Origin of the sequence: Billgrantia montanilacus, from assembly GCF_003336675.1 — a bacterium.
Lineage (GTDB): Bacteria > Pseudomonadota > Gammaproteobacteria > Pseudomonadales > Halomonadaceae > Halomonas > Halomonas montanilacus.
The window spans coordinates 1-15,262 of record NZ_QPII01000033.1 but is presented as its reverse complement, the minus strand read 5'-3'; the positions used below and the strand labels follow the sequence as shown (position 1 = coordinate 15,262).

12 protein-coding genes are annotated in these 15,262 nt (G+C 61.3%); 9 read left to right on the top strand and 3 right to left on the bottom strand.

Annotation, left to right across the window (positions count from 1 at the left end):
* Positions 1-500 (bottom strand): BCCT family transporter (locus tag DU505_RS21880; RefSeq protein ID WP_181872907.1); only part of this gene is annotated, 500 nt, incomplete at its 3' end.
* 425 nt (positions 501-925) lie between these two features.
* Here DU505_RS21880 and DU505_RS21875 point away from each other — a divergent pair.
* Both DU505_RS21875 and DU505_RS21870 read left to right on the top strand, forming a co-directional pair.
* Complete coding sequence (locus DU505_RS21875; RefSeq protein WP_114481087.1) at positions 926-2,515, top strand: peptide chain release factor 3; 1,590 nt, start codon at positions 926-928, stop codon at positions 2,513-2,515.
* A 302-nt stretch (positions 2,516-2,817) separates the two neighbouring features.
* Positions 2,818-3,579 (top strand): TatD family hydrolase, encoded by a 762-nt coding sequence (locus DU505_RS21870; protein ID WP_114481086.1) that lies wholly within the window; start codon positions 2,818-2,820, stop codon positions 3,577-3,579.
* A gap of 40 nt (positions 3,580-3,619) precedes the next feature.
* Here DU505_RS21870 and ygfZ read toward each other — a convergent pair whose 3' ends face one another.
* Positions 3,620-4,660 carry a CAF17-like 4Fe-4S cluster assembly/insertion protein YgfZ gene (gene ygfZ / locus DU505_RS21865; RefSeq protein ID WP_114481085.1) on the bottom strand — a complete coding sequence of 347 codons (1,041 nt, stop codon included), beginning with the start codon at positions 4,658-4,660 and terminating at the stop codon, positions 3,620-3,622.
* A gap of 162 nt (positions 4,661-4,822) precedes the next feature.
* On the opposite strand from ygfZ, the gene DU505_RS21860 reads away from it, so the two are divergent.
* From DU505_RS21860 to nei, 4 genes are all read left to right on the top strand, one after another.
* Positions 4,823-5,020, top strand: a complete 198-nt coding sequence (locus tag DU505_RS21860) for a hypothetical protein (RefSeq protein WP_114481084.1) — start codon at positions 4,823-4,825, stop codon at positions 5,018-5,020.
* An 18-nt stretch (positions 5,021-5,038) separates the two neighbouring features.
* On the top strand, positions 5,039-5,461 hold the full coding sequence (locus DU505_RS21855; RefSeq protein WP_114481083.1) for an OsmC family protein: 423 nt from the start codon (positions 5,039-5,041) through the stop codon (positions 5,459-5,461).
* Positions 5,462-5,528: 67 nt separating this feature from the next.
* Positions 5,529-7,550: an excinuclease ABC subunit UvrB gene (gene uvrB / locus DU505_RS21850; RefSeq protein ID WP_114481082.1), complete on the top strand. Its 2,022-nt coding sequence runs from the start codon at positions 5,529-5,531 to the stop codon at positions 7,548-7,550.
* Between the two features lie 236 nt (positions 7,551-7,786).
* A complete protein-coding gene (gene nei / locus DU505_RS21845) occupies positions 7,787-8,608 on the top strand; it encodes an endonuclease VIII (RefSeq protein WP_114481081.1) in 822 nt (273 codons plus the stop codon).
* Between the two features lie 83 nt (positions 8,609-8,691).
* Here the strand turns inward: nei and DU505_RS21840 are convergent, their stop codons facing one another.
* The gene (locus tag DU505_RS21840; RefSeq protein WP_114481080.1) at positions 8,692-10,479 is read right to left on the bottom strand and encodes a thiamine pyrophosphate-requiring protein; all 1,788 of its coding nucleotides are present in this window, start codon (positions 10,477-10,479) and stop codon (positions 8,692-8,694) included.
* Between the two features lie 251 nt (positions 10,480-10,730).
* Here DU505_RS21840 and DU505_RS21835 point away from each other — a divergent pair, with 251 nt between their 5' ends.
* The 3 genes from DU505_RS21835 (at position 10,731) to DU505_RS21825 (ending at position 14,820) form a co-directional block, all read left to right on the top strand.
* Positions 10,731-12,236 (top strand): fumarate hydratase, encoded by a 1,506-nt coding sequence (locus DU505_RS21835; protein WP_114481079.1) that lies wholly within the window; start codon positions 10,731-10,733, stop codon positions 12,234-12,236.
* Between the two features lie 93 nt (positions 12,237-12,329).
* Positions 12,330-13,748 (top strand): cardiolipin synthase, encoded by a 1,419-nt coding sequence (gene cls, locus DU505_RS21830; RefSeq protein WP_114481078.1) that lies wholly within the window; start codon positions 12,330-12,332, stop codon positions 13,746-13,748.
* A 154-nt stretch (positions 13,749-13,902) separates the two neighbouring features.
* Entirely contained in the window at positions 13,903-14,820 is a 918-nt protein-coding gene (locus DU505_RS21825; RefSeq protein WP_114481077.1) for a LysR family transcriptional regulator, read from the top strand.
* Positions 14,821-15,262 lie beyond the last annotated feature (442 nt).

The window sequence follows — 15,262 nt, the reverse complement described above, 5'->3', positions numbered from 1 at the left end:
TGTCCATGACCACGGCAGCCTTGCGCTTCGCGGTCCATCGCTTGATGGGGTTGTCGTCGTTCATCCTGTCCTCCTGATCGCTGCACTATAGCCTGTGCAGCTCTGGAGGGGGTCACTTCAGGCCTGGCATCGAGGCCGCCGATTCGCACCTTGCCCAGCGGTGAGACCACCAGCGCGAGGCAGAGCAGCACGAAGATATTGGCCGAGAGCAGGAAGAACCAGGACAGGTTGCCGGTCAGCCAGTTGCGCATCCCCGTGAACAGGGGCTCCACTTCGCTCTGCAGGGCGAGAGTGAGGAGGACGAACAACAGGGTGACCAACGCAGAAATGCCGAACACCTTGCCGTGGATGTCGAGACCGATCTTGAAATGACCGGTGAGATTATCCTGACCGATCACGTAATCGGTTTCGATCAGGTCGCTAGGGCCTTCCGGGGGGGGTACCCCCTCTGCGCCGGCCGTTGGCTGGCCGGATGGGGAACGGTTTGTGGGTCTATTCATCAGGGTTTCTCCCGCTTGTTATTGTTCTCGCACAGCAAGGCAGGCGTGACGAAATGTCGCCAACGGCTGCGCACAGGCGAGGGGCAAGTGGATGATAGTGGCAATGGGTTAAAGGCCACTTCAGGTGCTAGCGGAGCACGACGGTTCTGGCGCCATTGGGTAAGACCCATCGTCCAGAGCGTCACGCTGCAATTTACTCCTGTGGGAGGGTTGCGCATGTCTGACGGCGACGCCCTCACGATGCCCATACGACCTCTATGCTGGGCGTTTTCCAGGCGGTGCCCTGAATGCGGGCCGCCGTTGTCACACGACGCCTTGCGACAACTTCCGACGCTGACCTACAACTGCCGCCGTCAAAGCCGTAGAATGCGGCCATTCCATTCACGCACCCTCAGCCGGTGCCATGACGGCGAAATCGAAAACTGATGTCAGAAGCCACTCTGGCCCGGGAAGTCGGGCTGCGCAGGACTTTCGCGATCATCTCGCACCCCGATGCGGGCAAGACCACCATCACCGAAAAGATGCTGCTGTTCGGCAACGCCATCCAGCTCGCGGGTTCGGTGAAGAGCAAGCGTAACGACCGCCATGCCACTTCCGACTGGATGAAGATGGAGCAGGAGCGGGGCATCTCGGTGACCACTTCCGTCATGCAGTTCCCCTACGGTGGACGTATCGTCAACCTGCTCGATACCCCTGGCCATGAGGACTTCTCCGAAGATACCTACAGGACCCTTACGGCGGTGGATTCGGCGCTGATGGTGATCGATGGGGCCAAGGGCGTCGAGGCCCGCACCATCAAGTTGATGGAGGTATGTCGTCTGCGCACCACGCCGATCCTCACCTTCGTCAACAAGATGGACCGTGAGACCCGCGATCCGGTCGAAGTCATGGACGAGGTCGAGGAAGTGCTCGATATCCAGTGCGCGCCCATGACCTGGCCGATCGGCATGGGGCGTAATTTCAAGGGCGTCTACCACCTCTACAATGATGTGATCCATCTCTACACCCAGGGCCAGGGTAGTCGGATTCCCGAAGACAGACGCATCGAAGGGCTCGACAATCCCGAGGTCGACACGGTACTCGGCGAGGACCTGGCCGAGGAGCTGCGCATGGAGATCGAGCTGGTTCGTGGGGCATCACACGAGTTCGACCATGATGCCTATTTGCGCGGTGAGCTGACCCCGGTTTACTTCGGAACCGCCATGGGCAACTTTGGCGTACGGGAGATGATGGATGGCTTCGTCGAGTACGCGCCGCCGCCCCAGCCGCGGGAGACCGACACTCGCAACGTGGAAGCGGCCGACCCGAGATTCACCGGCTTCGTGTTCAAGATCCAGGCCAACATGGATCCCAACCATCGTGACCGTATCGCTTTCCTGCGGGTCTGTTCCGGCAAGTACGACAAGAACATGAAGATGCGCCACGTGCGTATCAAGAAAGACGTCAAGATAGCCGATGCGCTGACCTTCATGGCCTCCGATCGTACTCATGTCGAAGAGGCCTGGCCCGGCGACATCATCGGCCTGCACAATCATGGCACCATCCAGATCGGTGATACCTTCACCGTGGGCGAGGACATGCGCTTCACCGGCATTCCCCACTTCGCCCCCGAGCTGTTCAAGCGCGTGCAGCTCAAGGACCCGCTCAAGCTCAAGGCCTTGCAGAAGGGGCTGCAGCAGCTGTCGGAGGAGGGCGCCACCCAGCTGTTCCAGCCGCTGGACAACAACGACCTCATCCTCGGTGCCGTGGGTACCCTGCAGTTCGACGTGGTGGCCCACCGGCTCAAGGAAGAGTACAAGGTCGACTGCGTCTATCAGCCGGTCAATGTGCAGACCGCCCGCTGGGTCTATTGCGAGGATGCCAAGATGCTCGAGGAGTTCAAGCGCAAGGCGAGTGGCAACCTGGCGATAGATGGTGGCGGCTATCTGACCTACATTGCCCCTACGCGAGTCAATCTGCAGATGACTCAGGAGCGCTGGCCGGATATTCGGTTCGCCGCCACCCGCGAGCATTGAGCGCGACAGGCTGCAAGCCACGTGCTTCGAGCGACTTAGCTCTTGATCGAGCCTACACGCAGAAGGAAAGCGCGAATTCGAGCAGCGCCGGGGACAGCCCGAAGCGGAGGTCCGATGCCAGGGGTGAGGAGCACTGCTCCGAACGGGCTGGCCATGGATGGCCAGCACCGGCCCTGCAAGCGAAGCAGGACGCGAGAGCGCAGCAGGGCATCGGTAGCGTCCAGGGAGGGATTTACAGCGCCTCCGCGTAGGGCTGTCCCTGGGGTAGCTGCGACTCGAGGCCAGCAACAGAGGTATCGCCGATGCTGATCGACGCCCACTGCCATCTCGATTTTCCCGAATTCGACGACGACCGCGACGCCATGTTCGAGCGGGCCAGGGCGGTCGGGGTCGGGCACTTCATGGTGCCAGGCACCACGCGGGAGCGCTGGCCCGCCGTGCTGGCGCTGGGCAAGCGAGCCGATGTCACTATCAGCCTGGGTCTCCACCCCTATTTCATGGACGAGCACCAGGAAAGGGATGTCGAGGCTCTGGTCCAGGCGCTCGATGCGCACCCTGAGGTAAGGGCGCTGGGCGAGTGCGGGATCGATGCCCGCTTCGAGGAGAGCCTGGATGCCCAGTGGGCGCTGTTCAACGCCCAGCTTCGACTGGCCAAGTCGCGTCAGCTGCCGGTGGTGATCCACTGCGTGCACGCCAACGACAAAGTCTCCCAACGGTTGCGCCAGCTTGACCTGCCTGCGGGTGGGTTGATTCATGCCTTCGCCGGCTCGCCGGATCAGGCCTGGAAATTCCTCGATCTCGGCTTCGTGGTCGGCCTGGGCGGTGCCGTGACGTATGAGCGAGCCCAGCGCCTTTGGCGGGCGGTGAAGAGCCTGCCCGAGGATGGCTTCGTGCTGGAGACCGATAGTCCCGATATGCCGCTATGTGGCCACCAGGGGCAGCGCAATGAACCGGCACGTATCGTTCAGGTCTGCGAGATGGTGGCAACACTACGCGGCGAAACAGCGGAGGCGATCGCCGCACAGAGCACGGCGACGGCCAGGCGGTTATTCGGGCTGTCTTGAGTACTTACATTAATTGCTTATATCAAATGCTTGGGTTTTCCTAGGCGCTTGCCAAAGCCAGGCTTTCCGGATCCAGCCGTTCGATGGGGTAGGGCAGCTTCAACAGCTTGACCGGCTGAACGTCGACGCTTAGTGGCCCGATCTCCTCCCTGGTGCTGGTCACGGCCAGGATCTCGGGCTGGCCGTAGGCGTCCATTTCGGCGGCCAGCACTTCGCCCTGGGACTTGCCGTTTTCGTCGAGCAGGGGGGTGCCGAGTGTCGGCACCCTGTCTCCTTCCAGTTGTGCCCGTGCCAGCCGCTTCTTGACCTGGCCACGGAAGTGGGCTCGCGCGACCACTTCCTGCCCGGTATAGCACCCCTTCTTGAAGCTGATGCCACCCAGGGCCTCCCAGTTGATCATCTGGGGCAGCAGGGCGTCCTCATGATGCGGGGTAAGCCAGGCGAGCCCGGCCTGGATGTCGTGGAGACACCAGACGGCGTTGCCGACCAGACTCGCCTGTGGGGTCAGGCGATTGACGATCTCCTGAGCCGCATCGATAGGCAGGCAAGCCAGCAGCCGGGTTTGGTGCCCGGGATGGGCCAGCAACTGGACGTTCTCGTCGCCGGCCTGGTGCCAGACGGCGGGTGGCATGAGGTCGAATCGTACCTCGGCCAGGGCCTTGGCCTCCTTGCCGATCAGCCCGATCAGGGCAAGGTCGTCGCGAATCTTGAGCTCGGACTTGTAGAAGGGAGCGAATTTCTTGAGGTGCGAGCGTAGCGTGCCAACCAGGCCGCGATGCAGTATCAGGCGATAGTGATCGGGGGCGATTCGCAACAGCTGGGCATTGGCCAGCATACGACCCTTGGCGGTACAGAAGCAGGTCAAGGGGGCGAACTCACCATTGGCGAGGTCCACCTGGGCACTGGTCTGGCCCTGTAGGAACTTGCCGGCGCCCGAGCCGATGACGTCGAGCACACCCAGATGGATGAGCGGGATGACGACGGTGGCATCCAGTGCCTGTCTGGCCGGGTCCGGGGTGTCGAAGTCGACCCGATCCTCACTCTTGCGCCACCCCTCCAGGGCGGTAATCCAGTCACTCATTGCCGGTGGCTCCAGGTGCGTCATGTGGGAAAGAGATTGGTTGTCATTCATAGGGTATGCGGGCAAAGAGAAGGAAATGCAACCGGCTGTCGGCCGGTAGGTAGCATGCTAAACTCGTCTATCCAAGGTCTGCCATCTCATCCGCCGGTTCAGGAGTCATCTATGGCACAGCAGTCGCTGAGCTTTCGCGGCGTGGAGAACGCCGATCAGGTCAATCGTATTACCACGGTGCTGATGATGCTGGATGGTGTCGAGTCGGCCGAGGTCGGCCGCCATGGGGCCGATGTTCAGGGGCGTGTCTCCCGGGAGGCCCTGATCAAGGCGGTCCTTTCCCTCAAGCTCCCCATCGAAGTCCAGTAATCCAGCCGAGGTCGTTTCATGCGAAAGAGCATTGAAATCGTCAGTGAGCGTAACAGCATTTTTCGCCAGCGGGTCGAACTCGATGGCTTCGAAGACATCTACGTCGATGTGCCGACGGCCTTCGGTGGCGAGGGTAGCGCACCGGACCCCCATGACTATTTCGACCTGTCGCTCGGTGCGTGCAAGGCGATCACCGCCCAGATGTATGCCAAGCGGAAGAAGTGGCCGCTGAATGGCGTCAGCGTGACGATCAATCGCGACGACAGCGAGGAACGCAAGGGCATCTATCGACTCGAAGTGGTGATGACCTTTCATGGCATCGACGATCCGGCGCAGCGCGCGCGGCTCGAGGAGATCAGTCACAAGTGCCCAATCCATCGCCTGATGACCAGTTCAACGGTGGAAGTTACCACTCGCACTACCGATAACGCCGAGTCCTGAACGTTCGGTGTATCGAAATCGCCATACCCAGGCGCCAACTCGGCGCCTGACGCATTCCGGAGCCGGCATGAGCAAGCCATTTCGCCTTCAGTCGAACTTCCAGCCGGCCGGTGACCAGCCAGCGGCCATCGAGAGCCTGATCAGCGGTCTGGAGTCGGGGCTGGCTCACCAGACCCTGCTGGGGGTGACAGGCTCTGGCAAGACCTTCACCATGGCCAACGTCGTGGAGCGGCTGCAGCGCCCGACCATCGTCATGGCGCCCAACAAGACCCTGGCAGCCCAGCTCTATGGCGAGTTCAAGTCGTTCTTCCCCGACAACGCCATCGAGTATTTCGTTTCCTATTACGACTACTATCAGCCCGAGGCCTACGTACCGTCGTCGGACACCTTCATCGAGAAGGACGCTTCGATCAACGAGCATATCGAGCAGATGCGGTTGTCCGCCACCAAGGCCTTGCTGGAGCGGCGCGATGCGCTGATCGTTGTCTCTGTCTCGGCGATCTACGGCCTGGGCGATCCCGATCAGTACCTCAAGATGCGGCTGCACTTCACTCGCGGCGAGCTGATCGACCAGCGCTCCTTCCTGCGCCGTCTGGCAGAGCTGCAGTACACCCGCAACGATATGGACTTTCGCCGCGGTACCTATCGGGTCCGCGGCGATGTCATCGATATCTATCCCGCCGACTCCGACGAGGAGGCGGTACGCGTGGAACTGTTCGACGATGAGATCGACACCATCAGCCTGTTCGACCCGTTGACCGGCGAGGTGCGCGGCAAGGTGCCGCGCATGACCATCTACCCCAAGAGCCACTATGTGACGCCGCGAGAGACCATCGTGGCGGCAGCGGATCGCATCAAGAGCGAGCTGGTCGAGCGACTGGAGTGGCTGCGCAAGCATGACAGGCTTGTGGAAGCGCAGAGGCTGGAGCAGCGCACCCTCTACGATCTCGAGATGATGCATGAGCTGGGTTATTGCAACGGCATCGAGAACTATTCGCGCTATCTGTCCGGCCGTGCACCGGGCGAGCCGCCACCCACCTTCTTCGACTATCTGCCGGCGGACGCGCTGCTGTTCATCGACGAGTCCCACGTCAGCGTTCCCCAGGTTGGCGGCATGTACAAGGGCGACCGTTCCCGCAAGGAGACGCTGGTGGAGTACGGCTTCCGCCTGCCGTCGGCACTGGACAATCGCCCCATGAAGTTCGAGGAGTGGGAGCGCATCTCTCCCCAGACCATCTTCGTTTCGGCCACCCCGGGGCCCTACGAGGCGGCACACGCCGGCCAGCTCGTCGAGCAGGTGGTGCGCCCTACCGGGCTGCTCGACCCGGAGCTCGAGGTTCGCCCGGCGACGACACAGGTGGATGACCTGCTCTCCGAGATACGCCTGCGCACCGATGTCGGTGAGCGGGTGCTGGTCACCACACTGACCAAGCGAATGGCCGAAGACCTGACGGAATATCTCGACGAGCACGGCGTTCGCGTGCGTTACCTGCACTCCGATATCGACACCGTCGAGCGGGTCGAGATCATTCGTGACCTACGTCTTGGCAAGTTCGATGTGCTGGTCGGCATCAACCTGTTGCGGGAGGGCCTCGACATTCCCGAAGTCTCGCTGGTGGCGATACTCGATGCCGACAAGGAGGGCTTCCTGCGTAATGAGCGCTCGCTGATCCAGACGATCGGTCGGGCAGCGCGCAACGCCCATGGCAAGGCGATTCTCTATGGCGATCGGGTGACCGATTCGATGCGGCGTGCCATGGAGGAAACCGAGCGGCGCAGGGCCAAGCAGATGGAGCACAACGCGGCCCACGGCATTACCCCCACCACGATCACGCGCTCGGTGGCCGACATCATGGAAACCTCCCGGACCCCGGGCAAGAAGGGCGGCCGCAAGCGCGGCGAACGTCAGGTTGCCGAAGGTGCTGCGATCTACGATCTCAATGCCCTGTCGCCCGGTGAACTGATCAAGGAGGTCTCCCGCACGGAGGACGCCATGTTCGAGGCGGCCCAGAACCTGGAGTTCGAGGAAGCGGCACGGCTGCGTGATCGGCTGCATGAATTGAAGGAGCGTCAGCTGGCGCTGGGGTAAGGCAACGTTGATGGTATGCTGCGCTGCGGCTCGGTTACGTGGATCGCTCGAGCCTTTACATCGATGGACATGCGAAGCCACATGGAACGCCTCTGAGCGAGGGGCGCCGTGGGCAGGCCGAAGAGGAGGTCATTCGACATGGATGTCGAATGTAGCGTCCGGGGAAGGGTTCACAGCGCCTCCTCATAGGCCTGTCCGCGGATCAGCCCCGAGGGGTGCAGTGCAAGGAACCTTACATGCCTGAAGGCCCAGAGATTCGCCGTGCCGCGGATCGTCTGCACGATCAGCTCGCCGGCCGTCAACTGGAATCGGTCTGGTTCGCTTTTCCCGACCTGGCCAGCGAGGCCGATTCACTGGTGGGCCATCGGGTCACGGCGGTGGACAGCTGGGGCAAGGCGCTGCTCACGCGTTTCGATGATGACCGGGTACTCTACTCCCACAATCAACTCTATGGCGTCTGGAAGCTCCATGACGCCGAGCGCGAGCCGGATACCGAACGTTCCCTACGCGTGCGGCTGACGGCAGAAGGGCGCTCGGCAAGCCTCTACAGCGCATCCGATGTCTCCCTGTGGCCGCTCGATAAGCTCGATGAACACCCGTTCCTGGCCCGGTTGGGGCCTGACCTGCTGACTCACAACGTGACATTGGAGAAGGCCATGTCGCGCCTGGGCGAGGCGCGTTTCGCTCGGCGTTCCCTGGGCGGGCTGCTGCTGGACCAGACGCTGTTTGCCGGCATCGGCAACTACCTGCGTTCCGAGATCCTGTTCTTCGCCGGGCTACCACCCAGGGCTAGGTACGTTGATCTCGCAGAGGTTAGGCAGAGGCAGTTGGCACGAGCGATCCTCGACGTAACCCGTCAGGCCTACGAGCAGGCCGGGGTGACCAATCGCCCCGAGTGGGCAATTGCCGCCAGGCGTCAGGGAGAGAGCCCGCGGCTATGTCGCTTTGCCGCCTTCGAACGTGATGGGCTGCCGTGTCACGCCTGTGGCACGGTGGTAGAGCGCGAGATGGTCGCTTCGCGCCGGCTCTACCGCTGTCCAAGCTGTCAGCCGGGTTAATTCCGGGTAGTGATATTATACCGTTATCATGCATGCTCGTTACCCTCGCCCAAACCCACTGTATTTCAGGGGAATCGGCCGCATCACTTCTTGCGCTTGAATAGAGAACGTCCCATCTGCTTTGCGGATAGTTTGGCGCTGTGAATACCGGATGAGTCGCCCTTCACGATAGAAGCGAGGTAACTCTTGGCCTGCTCGAACTCGATATGTGGCGGCAGCGGGGCAATGTCAGGATCGGTGTAGGCGTTGATCACCACCGGCCGTTCGGACGCCAGTGCATCATCCCAAACCCGGTCTACATCGTCCTCATGCTCCATGCGCAGCCCCTTGAAGCCAAGCAATTCGGCATACTGGTCGTAGCGAAACTCGGGCAGCTCCTGGGAGGCATCGAACTTTGGATCGCCTTCCATGACGCGCTGCTCCCAGGTGACCTGGCTGAGATCGTGGTTGTTCAGCACCAATACAATACAGCGGGGATCCTGCCACTCGCGCCAATACTTGGCCAGGGTGATCAGGGCATTGTTACCCAGCATCTGCATGGCTCCGTCGCCGACCATGGCGATGGCGGGGCGCTCGGGATGGCAGAACTTGGCGCCAATGAGATAGGGCACGCCGTTGCCCATGGATGCCAGGCCACCCGAGACAGACCCCAGCATGCCTTGCCGTATCTTGAGATGGCGCGCATACCAGTTGGTCGCCGAGCCCACGTCACAGGCGAGCATGACATCGTCTGGCAGCCGCGGCGAGAGGCTCTGGAAGACATGCTGCGGATTGATCGGCGCGGCGCGGGTGGCGGCGCGCGCTTCCGTCACCTCCCACCATTCATCGATCCACCCTTGCACCTGCTTGCGCCATTTGCGGTTGCGTTTGGATTTAAGGCGCTGGGCCAGCGCAGAGAGCGTAGGGGCCGCATCGCCATGCAGGTTGACTTCTGTTGGATAGCGTACGCCCAGCGCTTCGGGAACGACGTCGATCTGAATCGCACGCGCCTGGCCCGGTTCGGGAAGAAACTCGACGTAGGGGAAGCGTGTGCCCACGAGGAGAAGGGTGTCACACTCCTTCATCAGTTTGTCACTGGCCTCCGTGCCCAGCAGCCCTATGGAGCCCGTCACCCGAGGCAGGTCATCGGCGATCATGGTCTTGGCGAGAATCGCCTTGGCAATGCCTGCGCCAGTCAACTCGGCAACCTGGAGCAGTTCATCGACGGCATGCTTGACCCCCGCGCCAGCCAGGATGGCGACTCGCTTGCCCTGGTTGATTATCTCGGCCGCCGCGTCGAGATCGGCGGCTTCCGGCACCACTCGGGGGAAGCGGTAACCCATGCCGGAGAAAACCGCGCCATGCTCCATGGGGGGATCCTCCATGGGCAGATCCTGTATATCGTTGGGAAGAATGACGCAGGTAACGGTACGACGGGATATCGCGATACGCATGGCCTGGTCGATGACATGCCGAGCCTGAGAGGGGGTTGTGACCTGCTGCACGTAATCACTAGCCACATCCTTGAACAGGGACATGAGATCGAGTTCCTGTTGGTAGTCTGTCCCGATGCTCATGCGGGCCTGCTGTCCGACGATGGCCACGGTGGGCATGTGGTCCTTTTTCGCGTCGTAAAGGCCATTGAGAAGGTGGACGGCACCGGGCCCCGACGTTGCAACACAGACGCCAACCTCATCGCTGAACTTGGCGTGGCTGCAGGCCAGGAAGGCGGCAACCTCTTCATGGCGGGGCTGGATCAGGCGAGGGGAGCCATTGGCGCGGCGCAGTGCGGACATAACGCCATTGATGCCATCTCCGGAATAGCCATATAGGCGTTCGACCCCCCATTGATGCATGCGTGACACGATAAAATCGCTGACAGTGACTGACATGATCCTCTCCTTGGATTCGCTTGAGCCCCTTCCCGGCCACTATGCAAGCCTAGAAGCAAGAGGCATGACGGGCAAATAGATCAGATCAATATACCGTTATCTTCCTGCTTTCTAACACCGTTAGACCTTGGCGGCACATCACTGTCAGCTAGGACCCTATGAGGTATAATCCGACACCGTTGAGACTGTCGTGGTCTGTGCCCATTCTCGCCATGGCAGGCATCCCGATAATATCCAGGAGCCCCTTGCTCATGACCGTGATCCGCCAGGATGACCTGATCCAGAGCGTCGCCGATGCCCTGCAATACATTTCCTATTACCATCCCAAGGATTTCATCGACGCCATGGCGGCGGCCTATGAACGGGAAGAGAACCCTGCAGCCAAGGATGCCATCGCCCAGATACTAATCAACTCACGGATGTGCGCCACCGGTCACCGGCCCATCTGCCAGGATACCGGGATCGTGACGGTCTTCGCCCATGTCGGCATGAACGTACGCTGGGAAGCCGACATGAGCCTCGACGACATGATCAACGAGGGGGTGCGCCGCGCCTACAAGCTGCCCGACAACGTGCTGCGGGCCTCGGTGCTGGCCGACCCCGACGGGGCGCGCAAGAATACCGGCGACAATACGCCGGCCATCATCCATCACAAGATCGTCCCGGGCGATAGCGTGGACGTGCATGTGGCCGCCAAGGGCGGTGGCAGTGAGGCGAAGTCCAAGTTCGCCATGCTCAATCCTTCCGACAGCGTGGTCGACTGGGTGATGGAGCAGCTGCCCAAGATGGGGGCAGGCTGGTGCCCGCCCGGCATGCTGGGCATCGGCATTGGCGGTACCGCCGAGAAGGCCATGGAGATTGCCAAGGAGGCGCTGCTGGACCCGATCGATATCCAGGAGTTGCAGGCTCGCGGTGCTTCCAACCGTGCCGAAGAGCTGCGCCTCGAGTTGTTCGAGAAGGTCAACAAGAGCGGTATCGGCGCCCAGGGCCTCGGTGGACTGACCACCGTGCTGGACATCAAGGTCAAGGATTACCCGACGCATGCCGCCAACAAGCCGGTTGCGATCATTCCCAATTGCGCTGCCACCCGGCATGCACACTTCACCCTCGACGGCTCTGGTCCCGCGGCACTGCCGGTACCGAAGCTCGAGGACTGGCCGGAAATCTCCCGCGAGGCTGGCGACAACGTCAAGCGCGTCGACCTCGACACCGTGACTCCGGAAGAGGTGCTGACCTGGCAGCCCGGCGACACGCTACTGCTCAATGGCAAGCTGCTTACCGGCCGTGACGCCGCTCACAAGCGCATGGTCGAGATGCTGGCAAATGGCGAAAGCCTGCCGGTCGACCTGAAAGGACGCTTCATCTACTACGTGGGTCCGGTGGATCCGGTGCGTGACGAGGTCGTTGGGCCGGCCGGCCCAACCACTGCGACGCGCATGGACAAGTTCACCCGCACCATGCTGGAAGAGACCGGCCTGTTGGGAATGGTGGGCAAGGCAGAGCGTGGTCCGGCGGCCATCGATGCCATCCGCGACAACAAGGCGGTCTACTTGATGGCGGTGGGAGGCTCGGCCTACCTGGTAGCGCAGGCCATCAAGAAATCCCGCGTCGTCGGTTTTCAGGATCTGGGCATGGAAGCAATCTACGAGTTTGAGGTGGAAGACATGCCGGTCACCGTGGCCGTGGACAGCCAGGGTACCTCGGTCCACCAGACCGGCCCTGCCAAGTGGAAGGAGATCATTGCCGAGCGTGCCTGATATCGCTCCGCGATAACCCCCGCGGCCCCGCCAACTGGCGGGGCCGCTCTCGTCTGAGGTATGCTGTAGCACGCTGTTTTTCAGGGAGAGATCATGGCATCCTGGCTCTTCGGCCTGGCAATATTTCTGGTGCACTTGCTGGGCTTTGTTTCAGCAGTCCTGGCTCTGCTTTCCAGCCGAACCTCGCAGGGGGCCGTTGCCTGGATCATCTCCCTGGTCACGATTCCCTATCTCGCCGTTCCGGCCTACTGGATCTTCGGACGCCCCCGCTTCTACGGCTATGTGTCCGCGCGAGGCGAGCGTGACACCGTGCTGCGCCGGATTCTCGCCCAGTATCGGCAGCCTCTCGAACCCTTCCTGGCGGATGCCCGTAATCCCGACGTTCGCGCCGTGGAGCAGCTGGCGATGATGCCGCTCACTAGCGGCAATCAAGCCGAACTGCTGATCGATGGGGAGGCCACCTTCGCCAGTCTCTTTGCCGGCATCGATGCGGCGGAGGAGTACCTGCTGGTCCAGTTCTTCATCATTCGTCACGACGCCCTGGGCAACAAGCTCAAGGACCACCTGCAGAAGGCGGCCGACCGCGGGGTGCGTGTCTATTTCCTGTTCGACGAGATGGGTAGCCGAAATCTCTCCGAAGGCTATCTGCGCGACTTGAGCGATACCGGCGTCGAGGTCAGCGCCTTTCGCTCTTCGCGCGGCTTCAAGCATCGCTTTCAGCTCAATTTTCGCAACCATCGCAAGGTACTGGTGGTGGATGGGCGCGAAGGCTGGCTGGGAGGTTTCAATGTCGGCGTCGAATACCTCGGCGAACACCCACGGCACGGCCCTTGGCGCGACACGCACCTCAAGCTTACCGGCCCCAGCGTACTTGGGTTGCAGGAGGCCTTCTGGGAAGACTGGCACTGGGCCACTGGGACGGTCATCAATTTGACCTGGGAGCCCCGGGTCACCTGTGAGGCGTGCCAGAACGTGGTGATCGTGCCTTCCGGTCCGGCCGACAGGCAGGAGACCGCCAGCCTGCTGGTGCAGCATGCCATCCATAGTGCTCACGAGCGCCTCTGGGTGACGAGCCCCTATTTCGTCCCCGACCAAGGGGTCCAGGATGCCTTGCGCCTGGCCGCCATGCGCGGGGTCGACGTCCGTATCATGATTCCCGAACGACCGGATCACCTGCTGATCTACCTGTCAGCCTTCTCGTTCCTGCCCGACATGGTGCGTGCCGGGGTCAAGGTCTATCGTTACCAGCCCGGTTTCCTGCACCAGAAGGTGATCCTGATTGATGACAGTGCGGCGTCCGTGGGTACCGTCAATCTCGATAATCGTTCATTTCGCCTCAATTTCGAGATCACGGCCTTCATTCCTGACCGCCGCTTCGCGGCCGAGGTTCGCCTGATGCTCGAAAAGGATTTTTCCGACTGCCGCCGGATCAGTTATGAGGAATTACAGCGCCGGCCGCTGTGGCAAAAGCTCATCTCCCGAGCAGCCTACCTGACTGCGCCGGTGCAGTGACCTCTTGCTACCTGTCGTCTTGGGTTCGGCCAGTGGCTGGGTTACATTAGGTCCTGCCTGAACGCCGACATGGCTTTCCGACGTTCCGTCATCGGCGGCTTTCATCGATGTCTATTGTCCATGTCTATTGTCAATGTTGTCATCGGGAGTTGCGGTGAACCTCGAGACCAAATGGCTGGAAGATTTCGTTGCCTTGGCCAGCACCCGTAGTTTTTCCGCGTCCGCCCGCCAGCGGCATGTCACCCAGCCGGCCTTCAGTCGCCGTATCCGCTCGCTGGAGCAGGCTGTCGGTGTCACGCTGGTGGACCGCTCCACAACGCCGATCAACCTGACCCCGGAAGGGCAGTTGTTCCTGGTGACAGCCCGCAATCTCGTCGAACAGCTCAATGAATGCCTGGGCCACCTGCGCGGTGTTTCAATGGCTCGCGAAGCCCTGGATATCGTCGCCGCCCATTCACTGGCCCTGAGCTTCTATCCAGAATGGATCTCACGACTTCAGGAAGGCCTGGGTGAGTTGCCGACGCGACTGGTGGCCATGAACGTGGGGGAGGCGATCCATGTGCTGCGCGAGGGCAACTGTGACCTGATGCTCGCCTATCATGATCAGTATGCAACCATGCAGCTCGATGCTGAGGTCTTTCCCTCTTTCTCCATCGGCCAGGTCAAGATGCTGCCGGTAAGTCTCGCGGACAAGCAGGGGAAACCAAGGTTCTGCCTCGACAGCCAGGACCCGATTCCCTATCTCTCCTATACCCAAGGCGCCTTCCTCGGCCGCAGCGTGCGCATGCTGTTGAAGAACGACCCCTTGCGCCTGCGCCTGCGTACCATCTATGAAACGGCCATGGCTGAGGGGCTCAAGGGCATGGTTTTGCAGGGAGTCGGCCTGGCCTGGATACCCGATTTCTGTATTCGCGATGAACTCAAGAACGGCCGCCTGGTTCGGGCCGGTGACGATAAGTGGGATGTGCCGCTGGAGATACGTCTGTACCGCTGCTCGCTGGTTCACAAGCCGGGGGTCGAGAAGCTGTGGCGACAGATGATGAAGCTACCGCGCGATTTCTTGCAGGCGTAAGGAGCGCTGGAAAACGTTGCCTGATTACTCACCTTGATCAGCCATCGGGCCAATTTTGAGCCACACTGAAAGAGCTTGGATGGTCAATAAGTTATAACTCGCCCTCCCTTAGCGACTTTCTCCACCAACGTTGCCACACCATCTTGTAGGAGGAAGCTTTAGCTCACGACTGGAGGCCGAAGGACTCCCGGCGGTGTTGCCCGGCGTTGGCGATAACCGGTAACGCCGCGGCCTCCGCCAAGGCGCCTCGCGGCGCCAGTCGCGATGGAAACCAGCGCTCCTACAGCTTTTTTTTCTAGCCTTATCAGACAATTGCCACCTTGTAGGAAATGGGATGGACCCGTCCCTCCCTGTGCCAAGATGAGTTTGCAACGCCATCTGGGTGCATGGGGCACCACACGGCATCTTGAAGAGAGGGTCCATCCATGAATCACATTAGCAT